This window comes from Pantoea sp., assembly GCF_028283705.1.
Lineage (GTDB): Bacteria > Pseudomonadota > Gammaproteobacteria > Enterobacterales > Enterobacteriaceae > Pantoea.
This window is the reverse complement of record NZ_JAPWKD010000015.1, coordinates 138,503-157,168: the sequence shown is the minus strand read 5'-3', so window position 1 is coordinate 157,168 and position 18,666 is coordinate 138,503. Positions and strand designations below refer to the sequence as shown.

General features: G+C 55.1%; 17 protein-coding genes. 8 read left to right on the top strand and 9 right to left on the bottom strand.

Annotated elements, in window-relative coordinates:
* Positions 1–75: 75 nt before the first annotated feature.
* Complete coding sequence (locus tag PW844_RS13470; RefSeq protein ID WP_299452381.1) at positions 76–1,467, top strand: L-cystine transporter; 1,392 nt, start codon at positions 76–78, stop codon at positions 1,465–1,467.
* A gap of 196 nt (positions 1,468–1,663) precedes the next feature.
* Positions 1,664–2,029, top strand: a complete 366-nt coding sequence (locus PW844_RS13465; protein ID WP_299452378.1) for a DUF6515 family protein — start codon at positions 1,664–1,666, stop codon at positions 2,027–2,029.
* Between the two features lie 53 nt (positions 2,030–2,082).
* On the opposite strand, the gene osmE is transcribed toward PW844_RS13465, so the two are convergent.
* On the bottom strand, positions 2,083–2,418 hold the full coding sequence (gene osmE / locus PW844_RS13460) for an osmotically-inducible lipoprotein OsmE (RefSeq protein ID WP_299452376.1): 336 nt from the start codon (positions 2,416–2,418) through the stop codon (positions 2,083–2,085).
* 193 nt (positions 2,419–2,611) lie between these two features.
* Here osmE and PW844_RS13455 point away from each other — a divergent pair, with 193 nt between their 5' ends.
* The 5 genes from PW844_RS13455 to cho all read left to right on the top strand — a co-directional run bounded on the left by PW844_RS13455 (position 2,612) and on the right by cho (position 7,207).
* Positions 2,612–3,196, top strand: a complete 585-nt coding sequence (locus PW844_RS13455) for a TetR/AcrR family transcriptional regulator (RefSeq protein WP_299452373.1) — start codon at positions 2,612–2,614, stop codon at positions 3,194–3,196.
* Entirely contained in the window at positions 3,193–4,383 is a 1,191-nt protein-coding gene (locus PW844_RS13450; RefSeq protein WP_299452372.1) for a multidrug effflux MFS transporter, read from the top strand. Before PW844_RS13455 ends, PW844_RS13450 begins: the two co-directional genes overlap by 4 nt.
* Positions 4,384–4,500: 117 nt before the next feature.
* A complete protein-coding gene (gene nadE / locus PW844_RS13445) occupies positions 4,501–5,328 on the top strand; it encodes an ammonia-dependent NAD(+) synthetase (RefSeq protein ID WP_299452370.1) in 828 nt (275 codons plus the stop codon).
* Positions 5,329–5,393: 65 nt separating this feature from the next.
* Positions 5,394–6,311 (top strand): aromatic amino acid DMT transporter YddG, encoded by a 918-nt coding sequence (gene yddG / locus PW844_RS13440; RefSeq protein WP_299452368.1) that lies wholly within the window; start codon positions 5,394–5,396, stop codon positions 6,309–6,311.
* Positions 6,312–6,346: 35 nt separating this feature from the next.
* On the top strand, positions 6,347–7,207 hold the full coding sequence (gene cho, locus PW844_RS13435; protein ID WP_299452366.1) for an excinuclease Cho: 861 nt from the start codon (positions 6,347–6,349) through the stop codon (positions 7,205–7,207).
* Positions 7,208–7,286: 79 nt separating this feature from the next.
* On the opposite strand, the gene spy is transcribed toward cho, so the two are convergent.
* From spy to PW844_RS13405, 6 genes are all read right to left on the bottom strand, one after another.
* Positions 7,287–7,787 carry an ATP-independent periplasmic protein-refolding chaperone Spy gene (gene spy, locus PW844_RS13430; RefSeq protein WP_299452364.1) on the bottom strand — a complete coding sequence of 167 codons (501 nt, stop codon included), beginning with the start codon at positions 7,785–7,787 and terminating at the stop codon, positions 7,287–7,289.
* 288 nt (positions 7,788–8,075) lie between these two features.
* On the bottom strand, positions 8,076–9,071 hold the full coding sequence (gene astE / locus PW844_RS13425) for a succinylglutamate desuccinylase (RefSeq protein WP_299452363.1): 996 nt from the start codon (positions 9,069–9,071) through the stop codon (positions 8,076–8,078).
* 46 nt (positions 9,072–9,117) lie between these two features.
* Complete coding sequence (astB, locus tag PW844_RS13420; protein WP_299452361.1) at positions 9,118–10,446, bottom strand: N-succinylarginine dihydrolase; 1,329 nt, start codon at positions 10,444–10,446, stop codon at positions 9,118–9,120.
* Positions 10,443–11,912 (bottom strand): succinylglutamate-semialdehyde dehydrogenase, encoded by a 1,470-nt coding sequence (gene astD, locus PW844_RS13415; RefSeq protein ID WP_299452360.1) that lies wholly within the window; start codon positions 11,910–11,912, stop codon positions 10,443–10,445. Before astD ends, astB begins: the two co-directional genes overlap by 4 nt.
* Positions 11,909–12,940 (bottom strand): arginine N-succinyltransferase, encoded by a 1,032-nt coding sequence (gene astA / locus PW844_RS13410; protein WP_299452358.1) that lies wholly within the window; start codon positions 12,938–12,940, stop codon positions 11,909–11,911. Before astA ends, astD begins: the two co-directional genes overlap by 4 nt.
* Complete coding sequence (locus PW844_RS13405; protein WP_299452356.1) at positions 12,937–14,157, bottom strand: aspartate aminotransferase family protein; 1,221 nt, start codon at positions 14,155–14,157, stop codon at positions 12,937–12,939. The genes astA and PW844_RS13405 overlap by 4 nt, the downstream gene beginning before the upstream one ends.
* A gap of 886 nt (positions 14,158–15,043) precedes the next feature.
* Between PW844_RS13405 and PW844_RS13400 the strand changes: the two genes are divergently transcribed.
* On the top strand, positions 15,044–16,123 hold the full coding sequence (locus PW844_RS13400) for a porin (RefSeq protein WP_299452354.1): 1,080 nt from the start codon (positions 15,044–15,046) through the stop codon (positions 16,121–16,123).
* Between the two features lie 75 nt (positions 16,124–16,198).
* Here the strand turns inward: PW844_RS13400 and PW844_RS13395 are convergent, their stop codons facing one another.
* Both PW844_RS13395 and PW844_RS13390 read right to left on the bottom strand, forming a co-directional pair.
* A complete protein-coding gene (locus PW844_RS13395; RefSeq protein WP_299452353.1) occupies positions 16,199–17,635 on the bottom strand; it encodes a YchO/YchP family invasin in 1,437 nt (478 codons plus the stop codon).
* 233 nt (positions 17,636–17,868) lie between these two features.
* Positions 17,869–18,666: a glucose 1-dehydrogenase gene (locus PW844_RS13390; RefSeq protein ID WP_299452351.1), complete on the bottom strand. Its 798-nt coding sequence runs from the start codon at positions 18,664–18,666 to the stop codon at positions 17,869–17,871.

The window sequence follows — 18,666 nt, the reverse complement described above, 5'->3', positions numbered from 1 at the left end:
GCCATTCCTGTTAAGGAATCACCCTGTATTCCGCGCCCGTACATGCGAAGGCGCGGCAAATCTCTGGAGTAGAGCATGGATTTTCCCCTGATTATTAATCTCGTGGTGTTCGCCGCGCTGCTGGTGCTGCTGGCTCGCATCGGTAACGATCGCTGGAGCCTGTCAAAACGCGTTCTGACAGGCCTGGTCTTCGGCGTGCTGTTTGGCCTGGCGCTGCAAACCCTTTATGGTGAGAACAGCCCTGTGGTTAAAGCCTCGATCAGCTGGTTCAATATTGTGGGCAATGGCTATGTGCAGCTGCTGCAAATGATTGTGATGCCGCTGGTTTTCGCCTCGATCCTCAGCGCGGTAGCGCGTCTGCATAATGCCTCTTCGCTGGGTAAAATCAGCGTCCTGACCATTGGCGTGCTGTTGTTTACCACCGCTATCTCAGCGCTGGTCGGCGTGATGGTAACCGGCCTGTTTGGCCTGAGTGCCGAGGGTCTGGTGCAAGGGGCGCAGGAAACCGCGCGTCTGAACGCAATTCAAAGCAACTACATTGGCAAAGTGGCCGATCTCTCGGTGCCGCAGCTGCTGCTCTCCTTTATCCCGAAAAATCCGTTTGCGGACCTGACCGGTGCCAGCCCGACTTCGATCATCAACGTGGTGATTTTTGCGGCCTTCCTCGGCGTTGCCGCCTTGCAGTTGCTGAAAGATGACAAGACCAAAGGCGAGCGCGTACTGGTTGCCATCGATACCCTGCAATCCTGGGTGATGAAGCTGGTGCGTTTGATCATGAAGCTGACGCCTTACGGTGTGCTGGCGCTGATGACCAAAGTGGTGGCGGGTTCTAATCTGCAGGACATTATCAAGCTCGGCGGCTTTGTGGTGGCATCGTACCTCGGTCTTGCCATTATGTTTGGCGTGCACGCGCTGTTGCTGTCAGTTAATGGTATCAATCCGCTACGCTTCTTCCGTAAAGTCTGGCCGGTGATTACCTTTGCCTTCACCAGCCGTTCCAGTGCTGCCAGCATCCCGCTGAATGTGGAAACCCAGACTCGTCGCCTTGGCGTGCCGGAATCTATTGCCAGCTTCTCCGCCTCTTTCGGTGCCACCATTGGCCAGAACGGCTGTGCCGGTTTGTATCCGACCATGCTGGCAGTGATGGTCGCACCGACGGTGGGGATCAACCCGTTTGATCCGCTGTGGATTGCCACGCTGGTAGGCATTGTGACGCTGAGCTCAGCGGGCGTTGCCGGTGTCGGCGGTGGTGCCACCTTTGCCGCGTTGATTGTGCTGCCCGCGATGGGCCTGCCCGTGACGCTGGTTGCGCTGCTGATTTCCATTGAACCGCTGATCGATATGGGCCGTACCGCGCTCAACGTCAACGGTGCGATGACCGCCGGTTCACTGACCAGCCGCTGGCTCGGTCTGACCGATAAGAAAGTGCTGGAAAGTGACGAACACGCCGAACTGGCGCATCGTTAAGCCATCGATACCAGATGCGACTCAGTGCGCATCTGGTCAATCCCCCTCAGGTTTTCCTCCCTAATCCCTACCAATCATGGCGCTACCGTCAGGAAAGTGTTAAACATGGTAAATAGAGGAAAAATCAGCCACTTTTAGCTTGAGTTTTACCGGTGAAAAGCCAATCCTGCTACCAGTCATAGCAGGAGAACTACTCATGAAAAAAGTTATCGCCTCGGTGCTGGCGTTAACGTTATTAACGCCAGCCATCGCCCTCGCCCATCCTGGTCCCTGGGGACCCGGTCCAGGACCACACTGGGGAGGACCCGGCCCGCTGCATTTCTTACCCGATGCCGCGACAGCAGTGTTGATTGGCGGCCTGACCTACTATCTGCTCAATGGCAGCTATTATCAGCGTCAGGGAGAAAACTATGTGGTGGTACAGCCACCGCAGCCAGTGCCGGTAGAAGGGATGCGCGTACTCGATTTCAACGGCAGACGTTATTACGTGCAGGAAGGTCATTACTACCAGCGCGATATCAACGGCAGCTACACTGAAGTTCCCCGCCCTTATGGTTTGTAAGCCCCAATGAAAAACGGCCCGTCAATGACGGGCCGTTTGTTGTTTTGCTGCGCTTACTGTGCGGCCTGCGGATCGGTATCGTAATCTTTACAGCTCTGGAAACCGTAGTTCATTACACGACCGGTGTCGCTATAGCTGACAAAATAGGTCTGCGGCTTACCATCGCGCTCACCCAGAACATAAGTCTGGCAAGTCCCACGCGCATGCACCATGGTGATTTCCGTTGACGGCGGCCCGGCAATCTGACGCACCTGGTCACGGGTCATGCCTTTTTTCACATCCTTCACCACAGGCTTCGTCACGAAGCTTTCAGCGCGATCGTAAGCTGTACACCCAGAGAGAGCAGCCAGCGTCATCGCGGCAACGATACATCCCAGCACTTTATTCATCTTGTTGTTCCTCATCGCTTTGTCCATGTAGCTATAAGCCTGGAACATAAATCCAGATTAATCAACTTTATGGCTGCGGATTCGGTCAGTTCCGAAGCGTCAGGATTGCGTAAAAGTACCTGTGATCATCGATACGCCACCGTATAATCGCCCAATGAGAATAAGCACTCTCAAAACTATTTTCAGGGCGGTTATGACCAGACAACGCGAAAACAAAGACCAGCGCCACCGTCAGCGCCAGGATGAAATCATTCGCGCCGCACGCGAGTGTTTCCGCCGGGAAGGCTTCCATGCCGCCAGTATGGCGCGCTTAGCCTGCGCGGCGAATCTTAGCGTCGGGCAGATCTACCGTTATTTCCCCAGCAAAGACGCCATCATTGAAGAGATGGTAAAACGCATCGTTGATGGGCGCGTGGCAGCAATGCGCGATCGGGTCGACAGCGATCAGCTCGCCGCCCTGCTCGCCGGACGTGAAAACCTGAATAGCGAAGATGACTTGCTGATGCTGGATGTCGCTGCCGAAGCAGGTCGTAATCCGCGCGTCGCCGCCATGCTGGAAGCCGCCGATGCCCGTATGTTTAACCATGCCCGACAGAAGGTTCGTTCCAGCCATCCGGAACTCAGCGATGACCAGGTTGATGGCTGCGTTGAAGTATTGGCGGTGCTGTTTGATGGCACCGCTCTGCGCCGACTAACGCCACAGAAAGCGTCAGCGGTAACCCTGCAACACCTTTATCAGAACCTGATTTCACACTTAATAAAAACAGAGGATAAATGACACCTGCACATTCGAATCGCCTGGTTTACGCCATCATCCTTGGCCTGCTTGCAGCACTTGGGCCACTGTGTATCGATCTCTATCTCCCCGCGCTGCCTGAGCTGGCGCAGGATCTGCATACCCAAACGGCCACCGCGCAGTTAAGCCTGACAGCGGGCCTGCTCGGCCTCGGAGCGGGTCAGCTGTTGTTTGGCCCGATGAGTGACAAATTTGGCCGCCTGCGCCCGTTACTGCTCTCGCTGGTGTTGCTGTTTATTGCCTCAATTGGCTGTGCACTGGCCAAAGATATTAACCAGCTGCTGGTGGCACGTCTGTTTGAGGGCTTAGCCGGTGCCGGTGGTGCAGTGCTGTCGCGTGCCGTGGCGCGTGATATGTACAGCGGTCACGAACTGACGCGCTTTTTTGCGCTGCTGATGCTGGTCAACGGCCTGGCACCGATTGCCGCTCCGGTACTGGGCGGCGTACTCCTGACGCTGCTTAACTGGCGCGGTATTTTTGTCGTGCTGGCCGCAATCGCGATTGTGCTGATCCTGCTGGCACGCTGGAAATTGCATGAAACGCTGCCAGCGGAACGACGCAGTAAAGGATCGGTGTTCTCCGCCTGGGCGGCACTCGGCCAGGTCATTACCCATCGTCCCTTTATGGGTTTCTGTTTGACCCAGGGCTTTATGATGGCGGGCATGTTCGCCTATATCGGCGCCTCCCCCTTTGTATTGCAGCAGATTTATGGTTTGTCACCGCAGGCGTTCAGCCTTTGCTTCGCTGCGAATGGCGTCGGTTTGATTATTGCTTCGCAGACCAGCGCACGCCTGTGTCCATTGTGGGGCGAGTATCGGGTGTTGCAGGGCGGACTGGTGCTGGCCTTTGTCGCCTCACTCGGCCTGCTGCTGGCAGGCATCAGCGGCGCACCGCTGCCGCTGCTGTTGGTGGCCTTGTTCTTCACCATCGCCAGTAACGGCGTCATCGCCACCACCGCTTCATCACTGGCGATGCAAAGCCAGGGACATCGCGCGGGCAGTGCTTCAGCGGTTATCGGCGTGACGATGTTCACCCTTGGTGCCATCAGCGTGCCGGTCACCGGCCTCGGCGGCACCTCGGTTATCAGTATGACGGGTACGATTTTCGGCTGTTTTATGCTGGCGATTGTGATGTTTTTCCTGCTGGCAATGAAGCCGAAAAGCGCCTGATTTACCAGCAAATAACTGAGACAACAAGCCATACGGCTTGTTGTTTTGGCCCAGCCGCGTTAGCTTTAGGACATCATTCGTATTGTGCCGCCCGGCAACTGACTTGAGGAGAGGTTCATGTCACTGCAGCAGGAAATCATTGAAGCCTTAGGCGTTAAATCCGTTATCGATCCCCAGCAGGAAATCCGCGTTAGCGTTGATTTTTTAAAGTCGTACCTGAAAACCAATCCGGGGATCAAAACCCTGGTGCTCGGTATCAGCGGCGGTCAGGACTCCACGCTGACCGGTATCCTGTCGCAGACCGCCATTCGCGAACTGCGTGAAGAAACCGGGGATCAGGACTACACCTTTATCGCCGTGCGCCTGCCGTATGGCGTGCAGGCAGATGAGCAGGATTGTCAGGATGCGCTGGCGTTTATCCAGCCGGACCGTTCGCTGGTGGTCAACATCAAAGAAGCGGTGCTGGCAAGTGAGCGCGCCTTGCAGGACGCGGGCATTACCCTTTCCGATTACATTCGCGGCAACGAAAAAGCGCGCGAACGAATGAAAGCGCAATATAGCATTGCCGGAATGACCAAAGGCGTGGTGGTAGGTACCGACCATGCGGCAGAAGCGGTCACCGGTTTCTTCACCAAATACGGTGATGGCGGCAGCGACATCAACCCGATTTTCCGTCTGAATAAAGGCCAGGGCAAACAGTTGCTGAAGCTGCTGGGCTGCCCGGAGCATCTCTACCTGAAGCATCCCACTGCCGACCTCGAAGACGATCGTCCTGGCCTGCAGGATGAAGTGGCACTCGGTGTGACCTATCTGCAGATTGATGCTTACCTGGAAGGGAAAACCATCGATGCCGCTGCGGCTAAAACCATCGAAGGCTGGTATCTGAAAACTGAACACAAACGCCGCCCACCGATTACCGTGTTCGACGATTTCTGGAAAAAATAACCCCATCCGGCGTTTTCCACCCCTGGACGGAAAACGCCTTTCTCAGCCTCATTTGAAACGTTGCTATGCCTGCAAATTTACCGCGTGCCACCCTGGTAGGGCTGAGCGCGATTTTACTCTGGAGCACCACCGTTGGTCTGTTACGCAGCGTCAGTGAAGCCTTTGGTGCGACGGGCGGGGCAGCATTGATTTACACCACTACCGCCGTATTGTTATGCCTGACGCGCGGCCTGCCGGATTTGCGTCAGCTTCCTGCACGTTATCTGTGGGGTGGCGGGGTGCTGTTCGTTGGCTATGAAATCTGCCTCGCACTGGCGATTGGTCTGGCACAGGATCGCGCTCAATCGCTGGAACTGGGGATGATCAACTATCTCTGGCCGTGCCTGACGATTGTGTTCGCTATTCCGATGAATCAACAGCGGTTTCGTGTGTGGCTATGGCCGGGGTTACTGTTGTCACTGGCGGGTATTATCTGGGTGTTGCAAAGCGGCGGAAGCAGTTCACTCAGCCAACTCGGACATAACCTGCTCAGCAATCCGCTGGCTTATGGGCTGGCATTTATCGCCGCGATCGCCTGGGGGCTGTACAACAATGTGACGCGTCGATACGCCAGCGGCAAAAGCGGCGTCAATCTGTTCTTTGTCATCACTGCACTGGCGTTGTGGATCAAATTTGTTGTGACGGAAGATTTCAGTTCGCTGCATTTCAGCCTGATTCCGGCGCTTGAGGTGCTGTTTATGGGGATATCGACCGCCGTTGCCTATTCAGCCTGGAACCACGGCATCCAGCACGGCAACCTGACGCTGCTGGCGACCGCCTCCTACTTCACCCCGGTGCTGTCTGCCTTGCTGGCCTCGCTGTGGCTGGGTCTGACGCCCTCGCTGGCCTTCTGGCAGGGCGTGTTAATGATCACCCTGGGTTCACTGGTTTGCTGGCTGGCAACGCGCCGCCTGTCGTCGCTGGCGAGAAAAACGCCCGGCTGATACACTGGATAGGTAACCAGTAATCGGAGTGTTCTTTGGTCAGACAATCCACCCGCAGCCGCCTCGAATTTGATGCGGCGGCCATTTATCAATATCCCGAACATTTACGTCAGTGGCTGGAAGGTTTACCCAACCAGCCCGGCGTCTATGTTTTCCACGGCGAGAGTGACAGCCTGCCGCTGTATATCGGTAAGAGCGTCAATCTGCGTAGCCGCGTGATGTCCCATTTCCGCACCCCCGATGAAGCCAGCATGCTGCGCCAGGCCAGGCGCGTCAGCTGGATCCCGACGGCGGGTGATCTCGGCGCGCAGTTGCTGGAAGCGCAGATGATCAAAACGCAACAGCCGTTATTTAATAAACGTCTGCGAAAAAACCGCCAGCTTTGCTCGCTCCAGCTGAGCAATGCCGCCCCGCAGGTGGTTTATGCCCGCGATCTCGATTTTTCCTCTTCCCCCAATTTGTATGGCCTGTTTCGCAGCCGCCATGCGGCGCTGGAAAAACTGAAAAGCATCGCCGATGAACAACGACTGTGCCACGGCTTGCTCGGTCTGGAGAGTCTGCGCAGCGGTCGGGGGTGTTTTCGCGCTGCGCTGAAACGCTGTGCCGGAGCCTGCTGTGGTAACGAGACGATCAGCGCACATCAACAGCGTTTGCAGTCGGCGCTGGAGGATTTACGCGTAGTGTGCTGGCCATGGCCAGGCGCCGTCGGCATGGTCGAACGTGGTGAGGGGATGACGCAGATCCATGTGATTGATCACTGGTTCTGGCTGGGTTCGGTGAGCAGCGAAGAAGAAGCGCGCCAGCTACAGCGGGCATCACAGGGCTTTGATCACGACGGCTATAAAATTCTCTGCCGCCCGTTGTTGTCGGGCGATTACCCATTGATTCCGCTGTAAAAACAAAACCGCCGACGCTGCCCAAAGCACCTGGTGCGATGGACAATGTCGGCGGTCTCAAACCGTCAGGCTAAATGGATTATTCGCCATCAGCCGGTGGTGGTGGCATTTTACCGTCGTGCGGGCCTTTCTCTGTCAGACGTTTCTCAAAATTGGCGTTGAACTGTTTTTTCTGTTCAGGCGTCAAGACGTTATAGAGTTTGTTCTGGGTTTCCATCATCGCCACGGCACGGTCTTTCGCGTTGGCGGTCATTTTCTCTGCCTGCGCTTCGGCTTTCGCACGGTCGAAGCTGTCAGACGCAATGATGGCGTGGTTAGCGCGGCGCTCTTCCAGCGACGGGCGTTTAAAGTCTTTATGGCTTTCACGCATGATGTCATGCATCTGCTTTTTCTGTGCGTCGGTCAGGTTCAGACCCTTGAACATCATGTCCATGCCACCATGGCGCATCATCGGCGGCTTATGCATGGGTTTCTCGCTGCCGGCTGGCGGAGGCGTCAGGTTGTCTGCCGCAGCATGGACGATATTGGCAGCACCGAGAGCCATCGCGGTAGCCAGGAAGAGGGAAGTCAGTTTACGCATAATATTGTCCTTACTTTTCAGTTTCATGACGACAGCCTGTGTCGCGTCTTCGGAAACAAGCATACGACGCTGAACGTCAACTACTCAGAGGCTGAGTAAAGCCCTGAAAGCATAAAAGACAGATATCAGGCGATCATGGAGAGATTGAGAAGAAATGCGTGAGGAATTGCAAAAGAGTATGACAAATAAGGTAAAAAGCGCAGGAATTAAGGAGGAGTGTAACGTTCTTGTCGGTAAAACGAAAGGGTGCAGCGCGATAAATCGCGCTGCTACGGCCTGGTGCGATCGTTACAACGCCAGCGCCTGTGTCTGTTCGTTCTCTTCCACCAGCATCAGGCCAGCGCGTAAACCCGGTGCGACATTCGGATTGGGAAACAGCACATATTCCCGTGCCTGCTGCACGTAATAACGGGTATCCCCCTCCTCCGCCAGCAGGGTGCCCTGCGGAAATGCGGTAAAATTCAGGGTTTCCGGCCCCATATGCAACACGAAATCTTCCCCATGTCGGGTAATTTGCTGGGCAACACGATAATGACGAGGCGACGCCTCGATCGCCGGCAACGCATCACCGTATAACAACGCCGCCAGTGCCTGCTGTGCCGCACTGAACTGGGTAAGATCATTTTCGCCAAACGGCAGCGCTTTACCCAGTTCCAGCGTACAGCTGGCCGCAGAGAAATGTTCGCAGCTGAAATGGGTAAAAGTACCGCCAGGTGAACGATGGAACACCAGCGCTTCCAGACCCGCCGCCGCCAGCCAGTGCATAAAGTCATCCGGCCACGGACGCAGATTTTGTGGCATCACACCAAAGCGGGCATGATACGAACCGCGAATCGCGGTATGCAGATCGAGATGCCAGCGCGTCTCAGTGCCGATGCAGTTATGCCAGAAGGTTTCCAGTGCCTGTTCCAGCCGCATCGCACGTCGCGCTTCCGCTACGTCAGATACCTGCTGCCAGCGGCCACCAAATAACCGATTGATATCATATTGCTGATAGCGCTTGCCGCTACGCAGCGCCTGTGGATTCCCCAGCAACACCAGCAGGCGCACCGCCAGCGGTTTTTCTCCCCGCAGCAGGGGCGTGAGCAGCAGGTTAAGGATCTCAACCGGGGCGGTTTCATTACCGTGGATCCCCGCCGACAGTACCAGCGCCTGAGACGTCGGTGCGTGCGGGGTTAAGGACAGAATGCCCTCATCAAGCCACTGCCAGCTCAGGTGGGCATTTTGCCCCTGACGTTCCTGCGGTACCCGGCCAGACAATGTTTGTTGTAAAAAATCCTGCATTCTCTCTCCTTACGTAAAGCCAGGGGCGAAATATTCGCCCCCGACATTAGCGCTGAAACGCGTAGACACTGCCTAAGTCTAGCAGCTGTGTCAGTTCATCCAGTGCCGTGCGTCCTTCACGTAACAGTTGCGGATCGGCCAGGTCCGCCTGGGTTAAGCGATCACGATAATGACGATCGACCCAGTCATTCAGGGTGGCAAACAGGCGATCGTTCATCAGTACCGCTGGATTCAGTGCCTGACGCTCCGCTTCAGTCAGCACCACGCGCAGACGCAGACACGCCGGACCGCCGCCGTTGTACATACTTTCACGCAGGTCGAAAACCTTCAGTTCGCGAATTGGCCCGCCGCTCGCCACCAGCTCGGTCAGATAACGCCAGACACCGCTATGCTGACGCGACTCTTCCGGCAGCACCAGCAGCATGCCGCCATCGGCGCGCTGCAACAGCTGGCTGTTGAATAGATAAGTATTCACCGCATCGGCAACGGAAACCTTGCTGCCCGGTACTTCAATCGCGCAGAAACCCGGCACCCGAGACGCTAAATCGGCAAGCAGCTGTGGCTGATTGACGAACGCCTCTTCATGGCAAAACAGCACCTGCTGATTACTGACGGCGATCACATCGTTATGGAACACTCCCTGGTCAATCACGCGCGGATTTTGCTGCGCGAAAACCGTCCGCTCCGCGTTGAGCTGATGCAGACGCGCCACCGCCTCACTGGCTTCACGCGTCTGCCGCGCCGGATAACGCGCCGGTTCAGCCCCCGGCTGCTTCCCGTCACGGCCATAAATAAACAGCTGGACCCCGGCGTCACCATAAGCCGCACCGAAGCGGTTATGGTTAGCCGCGCCTTCATCACCAAAGAGTGCGACCTGCGGCAGCGCATCATGCACGCTGAAGTGTTGCGGATCGCGGAAGATCGCCCGCAGCAAATCGGCGGTTTCCGGCGCTTCAATCGCGCGATGAAACTTGTTGTTGAGATTGGCAACGGTGAAGTGCACGCGACCGTCGGCGCTGTCGGCGGAGGGAGAAACTGTCGCAGCGTTGGCGACCCACATCGCCGACGCTGAACTGGCTGCCGACAGCAGTTGTGGCACCTGCTTTGCCGCCTGGGCCAGTACCTGCTCATCGCTTCCGCTGAATCCGAGCTGACGCAGTAACGGCAGATTGGGCCGCTCATGGGGTGGAATAACCCCCTGTACATAGCCCATATCCGCCAGCGCTTTCATTTTCAGCAGTCCCTGTTTCGCCGCCAGACGCGGGTTCGAGGGTTGCAGCTGATTGCGCGTCGAAGCTTCGTTACCAAACGACAATCCGGCGTAATGATGCGTCAGGCCGACCAGGCCATCAAAGTTAGCTTCGAACGCATTCATTCAGAGGCCTCCGCCGCAGAAAAATCGAGACCCGGCGATAAACTGCCCGGCAGATTAAGGTTGGGACTTTCCAGCGATGCCATCGGCCAGGCGCAATAATCCGCCGCATACCAGGCGCTGGCACGATGGTTGCCGGAGGCACCAACGCCGCCAAACGGTGCAGAGCTGGCTGCCCCGGTCAGTGGTTTGTTCCAGTTAACAATGCCAGCGCGCGCTTCCAGCAACAGTTGATCGAACTGCGCGCGCTGCGGTGAAATCAGGCCGCAAGAGAGGCCATAACGGGTCTGATTGGCGAGACGAATCGCCTGCTCAAAGCTGTCATAGCGCACCACCTGCAATAACGGGCCGAAAACTTCCTCATCCGGTAATGCGCGCACATCGGTCATATCAATGATGCCCGGCGTGATGATGGCGCTGTCGCGATCTGGCCAGTGCATACCCAGCAGCACTTTCCCGCCCATATCCACCCGCTTCTGCCAGGCAGCAAAGATCTGTCCGGCTGCGGCCGGGGAGATCACACTACCCATAAACGGCTGAGGTTCAGCATTCCAGGCCGCAGGGTGTAAACGGCCACTCACTTCTACCAGACGTTGCAGAAACGCATCACCCGCCGCTCCGCGTTTCACCAGTAAGCGACGCGCACAGGTGCAACGCTGCCCGGCGGTGATAAACGCCGACTGAATGGCGATATGCACCGCACCGTCTATATCAGCCGGTTCCTCAACAATCAGGGCATTGTTACCGCCCATCTCCAGCGCCAGCATTTTCTCCGGCTGTCCGGCAAACTGCTTATGCAGGTGATAGCCCGTCGCGGCACTGCCGGTAAACAGCAGGCCATCAATCTGGCTTTCCGCCGCCAGTGCCTGGCCGGTGTCACGACCGCCCTGCACCATACCGAGTACCCCGGCAGGGATGCCCGCTTTCTGCCACAGCTGCACGGTTTTTTCTGCGGTCATCGGCGTCAGTTCACTGGGTTTGAACACCACGCAGTTACCTGCCAGCAGCGCCGGTACAATATGACCATTCGGCAAATGACCGGGAAAGTTATAAGGGCCAAATACCGCCAGCACCCCATGCGGACGATGGCGCAACGAGCTTTCACCTTCAGCCTGCTCGCCGGTGCGGGTATGGTAGGCCTTTACGGAAATAGCGATTTTGTTGATCATCGCCTGCACTTCCGTCAGCGTTTCCCAGCGGGGTTTACCGGTTTCCCGGGCGATGGTGGCCGCCAGTTCGTTCTTATGGGCTTCCAGCTGGCGACCAAATGCCTCCACCAGCGCCTGACGCTCGGCAAAAGTTTTGCGCGCCCAGTGCGGAAACGCGGCACGCGCCGCTTCGCAGGCGGCGGCGACCTGAGACGCCGATGCTGATTTGCCCTGCCACAGGGTTTCACCGCTGACCGGGTTTTGTTTGCTGAAGGCGTCTGCGCCACCGGTCAGCCATTGACCATTGATAAAATGCGTCATGCTTTTTTCTCCTCGCGACCGAGCGTCACAACACGCAGGTTGTCGCCATAGCCACAGCACAGCGCATCACGCTGGCTGTCGTTGAGGCGCACGCGACCAGAGGCGATATCCACCGGCAACAGCGCAACACGAAATTGTTGATAATTGAGGTTCGCTACCAGACACAGCGGCCATTCGTCGCTGGCTTCTCCGGCTACCGCCGTCAGCAGCTGGCTTTTACGGATGGCGCGGATGCGGTCGATTTCGCACTCCAGGGTCGGGCCACCGTCAAAAATATCGACATAGTTGAGGTAGCGAAATCCTTCGGCTTCAAGCACCGCCCGCGCAGGCGCAGTTTTGGGATGGGTCACTCCAATCACCTGTTGTGCGGCTTCGCTCAGGTAATGGATATACAACGGATGCTTCGGCATCAGTTCAGCGATAAAGGCTTTCTGCCCGGTGCCGCTAAGGAAGTCAGCTTTGCTGAATTCCATTGAGAAAAAGCGGCTGCCGACACTATCCCAGAACGGCGAATGGCCGTTTTCATCACTGACACCTCGCATCTCCGCCACCACATGCTGCATAAAACGGTTGCGGAAATTAGCCATAAACAGAAAACGCGATTTAGACAGCAGGTAGCCATTCTTACCATCGCGATAATCAGGATCGAGAAACAAGGTGCACAACTCGCTGCTGCCGGTATGGTCGTTACTCAGCGACAGCGTTGGCAGGCTGGCATAGACATTCAACTCTTTTGACGCATGCACCTGCGTACCCACACGAAAGTTGTACCAGGGATCCTGTAACCCCACGGCCACCTCAATCGCGCAAATCCCCACCGCACGATTATCCTCGCTGTCAGCCAGCACAAACACATAGCCCTGTTCGGCACGCGGCAGAGCGTCCTGCCACGTCAGCAATGAGCGTTCGATACGGGCCTGCAGGGTATGGCTATCCGCCGGCAGCGACGTCAAGCCGCCACCGGTTTTGCCCGCCAGCGACAGCAACTGCGCCAGGTCGTCACGTTCGACGGGACGGATTACCATCATAATGCTGCTCCTTTGAGCACGCGTTCACAGGCACGGGCGAAACGCGCCAGCCCTTCTTTCGCTTCCTGCTCACTGATATTGAGCGCCGGGGCGAAGCGCACCACGCTGGCACCGGCAATCAATACCATGACACCTTCTTCCGCTGCGGCCAGATTGAACTGTTTAGCTTTACCGGCGAAATCGTCGTTCAGCACCGCGCCAATCAACAGACCAAGTCCACGGATTTCCTTAAACAACGGCAGACGTCGATTCAGTTCTTCCAGGGCATCAACAAACCACTGATGGCGTTCACTCACTCCGGCCATAAAGGCGGGCTGGTTAATCAGTTCCATCACTTTGCCCCCGACCGCGCCAGCCAGCGGGTTGCCGCCATAGGTGGTGCCGTGGGTACCCACTCCCATCACCAGCGCCAGGTCCTCACGCGTCAGCATCGCGCCGATCGGGAATCCGCCACCCAGAGCTTTGGCGGTAGTGAGAACATCCGGGGTCACGCCGTAGTGCATATAAGCGTAAAGCGAACCGGTACGGCCTACACCGCTTTGGACTTCGTCGAAAATCAGTACGGCATGATGCTGGTCACAGAGTGCTCGCAGGCCGCGCAGAAACGCGGGATCAGCCGGTACCACACCGCCCTCACCCTGAATCGGTTCAACGATCACCGCACAGGTTTGGTCATTGATTAAGGCCGCTGCCGCTGCAAGATCGTTATAAGGCGCGTGCTGGATATCCGGCGGCAGCGGCGCAAAATCGCGGGAATAGGCAGGCTGACCACCCGCCGAGACGGTAAATAAGGTGCGACCATGGAAGGCGTTATTAAAAGCGACGATACCGCTTTTTTCTGCACCGAAGCGGTCATGCGCCACTTTACGCGCCAGCTTCAGCGCCGCTTCATTGGCTTCAGCACCGGAGTTACAGAAAAACACGCGGTCAGCAAAGGTGGCATCAATCAGTTGTTTTGCCAGACGCAGGATAGGTTCATTGGTGTAGCCGTTACCGGTATGCCACAGTTTGCTGGCCTGTTCCTGCAACGCCTGTTGCAGTGCCGGATGCGCATGTCCCAGCGCATTGACGGCAATTCCTCCGGCGAAATCGATATAATCCTTACCCTGCTGATCCCAGAGTGTTGAACCTTCAGCGCGCACCGGAACAAACACGGCGGGTGCATAAACTGGCATCATCCATTGATCGAAATCGTGACGTGAAACCTGCATTGACATAACCCTTCTCCTGCTCCACTTAACGTGAAGCCATTGTTTTAAAAATGTTAAAAACTGGTAACCCTCGGCTTAACTGTATATTGCAGTAACCATGCCAGCCAGAGGAAAAAATGCATAAACGGATCCATGCAACGAAATATCAATGAGTTACACTATGTCATTATTCACTTTAAATGCATAAAAAGTGAATATCAGTCTGATGGCGTCTATATGTCAGAGAATTCTTAAGAGGATTTATGCATTCACAAAATGAAATATTGCTTTTGTGACCGGCCAGCAAATATTTCGCCAGTGCGAGGCAAAACAAGCACCAATTCAGGGCGCAATGATCACTTATGGTGCGTAACGGCACGATATTAGTGCGCGAAAACGCCCCATTGAACTGGCTACTTTTAATACAGATTTTAACAAACAAATAACGCCATTGCGGTTATTTTCGCCATTGTGGAATGGCGCGAGGATGGAAAGTTTTTTAGTGACTAAGGTTATTATAATTTCAGAAATAAACAGAAACAGCGTATTTATAGAAAAAGTGATCAGGCTAACTATTAGGTGACTTCGCTAATATGTTATTGAACAAAATCACATAGACAGATCCTATATACGGACATTAGAAAATCAAATAACATGGCAAAGTCAAAAAACAATAAAATGATTAATTTCATTATGTTAGTTATTTTAAATTCATGATTTCGGTTATGTTCATAGATAAGTAAAAACAATAACTATTTCCATATATTGGAATACGCGAACGACATTCGCACAAAAAGCCAACACGAAATAAATTGTTACATTTATTGCACTTTCGATCTTGAACCTTTTGTGTCATTTTCGTTTCGCCCCATAGCAGGGCAACAATTAAAAAATAACATAGGGTAAAAATTAAATGATGAAGCGTTCTTTACTGGCAGCAGTAATGCCGTTACTGCTGGGACTTTCTACTGCTCACGCCGCGGAAATCTATAACAAAGATGGCAACAAACTTGACCTGGTCGGGAAAATCAACGTTTCACACCTGTTTTCTGATGATGACAACAACAACGGTGAAACTTCCTCTTACACCCGTCTGGGTTTCAAAGGCGAAACCAAAATTACTGATCAGCTGACCGGCTATGGTTTCTGGCAGTATCAGTACAGCCTGAGCAACTCCGAAGGCGGTACTGATTCACAAACCGGTAACCGTACCCGTCTGGGTTACGCAGGTCTGAAATATGGTGAGTTCGGCTCACTGGACTACGGCCGTAACTACGGTCTGGTTTATGACGTGCTGGGCTACACCGATATGCTGCCGTTCTTCGGTGGTGACTCAGGTTACACCGACGCCTTCCTGTCTGGCCGCTCTACTGGCGTGCTGACCTGGCGTAACAAAGATTTCTTCGGTCTGGTTAAAGGCCTGAACGTTGCTGCTCAGTACGAAGGCAAAAACGACCGCACCGATTATTCAACCATCGCGGTACGCCGTTCCAATGGTGACGGTTTCGCCCTGTCGACTTCTTACGATTTCGACTTCGGTCTGAGCCTGGTTGGTGCTTACGCCAGCCTCGATCGTACTGAGACACAGAATGCCGCAACCCGTGGTCACGGTGATAAAGCGCAGCACTGGGCAACCGGTATCAAATACGACGCTAACCAGATCTATCTGGCGACCATGTACGGTCAGACCATGAATGCCACGCCGATTTCTGGTGGTTTCGCCAACAAAGCGGTGAACTTCGAAGCGGTTGCGCAGTATCAGTTCCTGAACGGTTTCCGTCCGTCTGTGGGCTACGTGTCTTCGAAAGGTAAAGACATTGAGAGCATCGGCGATGCGGACATCATCAAGTACACCTCAATTGGTGCAACTTACTACTTCAACAAAAACATGTCTGCTTATGCGGAATACCGCATCAACCTGTTGAAGGACAACAACCCACTGGGTCTGGCTACCGACGACATCACTGCTGTGGGTCTGGTGTACCAGTTCTAAGTTGGTTTACCCTCATTGTCGTCCGGCCCGTGTCAACCGGACGCCCCAAAGGGCAGCGCAAGCTGCCCTTTTCTTTTACGGCTCCAGCACATCAAAACGTGTGCCTTCGGTTTGATTTAGCGTGAACGGTTGTTGCAGCTGTAACGTGATCCAGTTAGACGTCACACGATTATGCTTACTGTCCTCCAGCGTTACCGCGAGGCGATAATGATTGCTCGCCCCTGGCGTGTTGTCCCACGCGGGCATAATGATGCTCCAGCCCTGGGGATCATTCGGGTTGGCTGGCGGGGTAAGACTCAGCGCCTGGGTATCGCCTTGCCAGCTGACCGCGATGATCGGATTGACCGAGTGGATTTGCAGCTTCAACGGTAAACTTTCACTCCCGTTCAGCTGCCACGGCGGTGTGGCAAGAAATACCGCCAGCGTTTTGCGCTGCCGGTACTCCATCACCGGCGTGTAATTACGCGTGACTGTGTCGTAGCGGCTACCGCGAAGCGAACGGGCAGCGGCCACATTAGCGGCATCCAGCTGCTGGCTTAAGGCCACGCCAAAACGATAATTCAGCCGCAGGCCGAACTGGTCCTGACTCTCCCCTTCACTGCCGGTTTTGTGGCTGGCGGAGACGGTAACCAGCGGCACCGGCGTGTAGGAAAGACCGAAGGTCAGTGCCGAGGGATTGTGATAGCGGGTGCCTGAATTAAACAGATCCACATCCTGCCCCAGATACTGTTCCCAGCTGACCGAGACGCCGAGCTGACGATAAAACGGCAGATACCCCTGAGTCGTAAAATCATAGCCACGCGCCATGCGTTGCTGCTGATTAGGATCGCCGTTGTGCCAGCCCGAAAGCGGATAATAGTAGTTAGCAGAAAAACGCAGATAATCCGCCCAGGCCTCCGTACCCAGCGAACCGCGTTGCAAACTGCTATCGAACATATGATCGACAAATGCGTTGTAACCGAGCAACCAGCTACCGGCCACCCAGCGCTGGCCCAGTCCGACGTTGGCCACCAGGCCATCGTCCGTCTGATGAAATCCCAGCTGGCTAAAGGTGAGATAACGCTGGCGATCGGCCCAGGGTGTCAGCAATTCGGCACCACTGCCGGTAAAGTTGCCATCCATATCGACATTCAAATCAATCTGCGCAGTGCCATAAGGTGAGAGCATTGACTGTCCTTCGCTCTGCACCCGTTCTGCTACTTCATCGCGGAAATGGTTAAATGCCCAGACGCCCGCCTGATGGCCAAAAGTGGTATCGCTGCTGCTCTCGCTCGCCTCGCCGATGCTTTTCGCCATATCTGCCAGCTTTTTCGCGAGGTTTTCACTGTCAGCCTGGTAACCAAGGGCGGGTAAATCATCGGCCATCTTCACGAAATGCGCCGCGTCACCAAATGGGGTAGCGGAAATATTGTTGTCAGGCATCAGCGCCTGAGCAGCAGGCACAGCCATAAGCAGTGCCGCAGCACCGAGGGTAAAACGCAGGAATTGAGGTATCAAAACAGCTGGTAACATAACGAAATCGGGTTCAATTCAGATAAAAATTAGAGGTCTCTCACAAAACAGCGTAAAGATAACCTTAACATATTTCTCAATTTCCGCAGTGTCACTCTGTCTGAATAGCCGATTTGATTTCGTGCAATATTTTCCTGGTCGGCATAAATGCCGACCCTGGATTTGTCACGTGCGAATTCATTCGCACCAGGTGGATTGACGTTCAGGCTAATTGCGACGCCCCATCACGTTGTTCACGAAAAGATCAAACCACCGTCCACATTGATGGTTTGCCCGGTGATATAACGCGCATCATCCGATGCCAGAAATGCCACCAGCCCGGCAACGTCCTGCGGCTGTCCGGCACGTTTCAGTGGGATATTCTCCACCCACTCCGCCATCAGCTCGCCTTTGCCATATTGCTTCTTATCATTGCTGAGGATCTCGCCCCAGACGCGGTCGTTGTAATCCCACATTTCGCTCTCGATAATACCGGGGCAAAACGCGTTAACGGTGATGTGCCAGGGAGCCAGTTCCAGCGCCAGGCTTTGTGTAATGCCGATCACCCCCATCTTGCTGGCAGCGTAATGTGGCGTGTAGATAAACCCCTGCCGCCCCTGCCCGGATGAGGTATTGATCAGACTGCCGCTCCCCTGCTTCACCATATATTTTGCCGCTTCACGGCAGCACAACCAGACGCCCGTGGTATTGACCGCCAGAATCTTTTCAAAGTCACTTTTCGGCATGCTGTCGAAGCGATCGATGGTGATCACCCCGGCGTTCTGGATCGAGACATCAATGCTGCCAAAACGCCCAACAGCCTGCTGATACAGCTGCTGCACTTCGGTTTCATTGGTAACATCCACCTGCAGTGCGAGGATCTCGCTGCCATATTCCTGCGTTAATTTTTCCGCCGTGGCAAATACCCGTTCGGCATTGGACACCATCACCAGCCGGGCACCGTCGCGGGCAAAACGTTCGGCGATGCCTGCCCCAATGCCGCGACAGGCCCCGGTAATCACCACTGTCTTCCCACTAAAATCGCGTGTCAT

Bases quoted from the DNA above. Each gene is read 5' to 3' on its own strand.
- astA (WP_299452358.1), bottom strand. From the start codon at position 12,940: ATGATGGTAATCCGTCCCGTCGAACGTGACGACCTGGCGCAGTTGCTG.
- PW844_RS13455 (WP_299452373.1), top strand. From the start codon at position 2,612: ATGACCAGACAACGCGAAAACAAAGACCAGCGCCACCGTCAGCGCCAG.
- PW844_RS13400 (WP_299452354.1), top strand. From the start codon at position 15,044: ATGATGAAGCGTTCTTTACTGGCAGCAGTAATGCCGTTACTGCTGGGA.
- PW844_RS13470 (WP_299452381.1), top strand. From the start codon at position 76: ATGGATTTTCCCCTGATTATTAATCTCGTGGTGTTCGCCGCGCTGCTG.
- PW844_RS13405 (WP_299452356.1), bottom strand. From the start codon at position 14,157: ATGTCAATGCAGGTTTCACGTCACGATTTCGATCAATGGATGATGCCA.
- nadE (WP_299452370.1), top strand. From the start codon at position 4,501: ATGTCACTGCAGCAGGAAATCATTGAAGCCTTAGGCGTTAAATCCGTT.
- PW844_RS13395 (WP_299452353.1), bottom strand. From the start codon at position 17,635: ATGTTACCAGCTGTTTTGATACCTCAATTCCTGCGTTTTACCCTCGGT.
- yddG (WP_299452368.1), top strand. From the start codon at position 5,394: ATGCCTGCAAATTTACCGCGTGCCACCCTGGTAGGGCTGAGCGCGATT.
- astE (WP_299452363.1), bottom strand. From the start codon at position 9,071: ATGCAGGATTTTTTACAACAAACATTGTCTGGCCGGGTACCGCAGGAA.
- osmE (WP_299452376.1), bottom strand. From the start codon at position 2,418: ATGAATAAAGTGCTGGGATGTATCGTTGCCGCGATGACGCTGGCTGCT.
- PW844_RS13465 (WP_299452378.1), top strand. From the start codon at position 1,664: ATGAAAAAAGTTATCGCCTCGGTGCTGGCGTTAACGTTATTAACGCCA.
- astB (WP_299452361.1), bottom strand. From the start codon at position 10,446: ATGAATGCGTTCGAAGCTAACTTTGATGGCCTGGTCGGCCTGACGCAT.
- PW844_RS13390 (WP_299452351.1), bottom strand. From the start codon at position 18,666: ATGACACGCGATTTTAGTGGGAAGACAGTGGTGATTACCGGGGCCTGT.
- spy (WP_299452364.1), bottom strand. From the start codon at position 7,787: ATGCGTAAACTGACTTCCCTCTTCCTGGCTACCGCGATGGCTCTCGGT.
- PW844_RS13450 (WP_299452372.1), top strand. From the start codon at position 3,193: ATGACACCTGCACATTCGAATCGCCTGGTTTACGCCATCATCCTTGGC.
- astD (WP_299452360.1), bottom strand. From the start codon at position 11,912: ATGACGCATTTTATCAATGGTCAATGGCTGACCGGTGGCGCAGACGCC.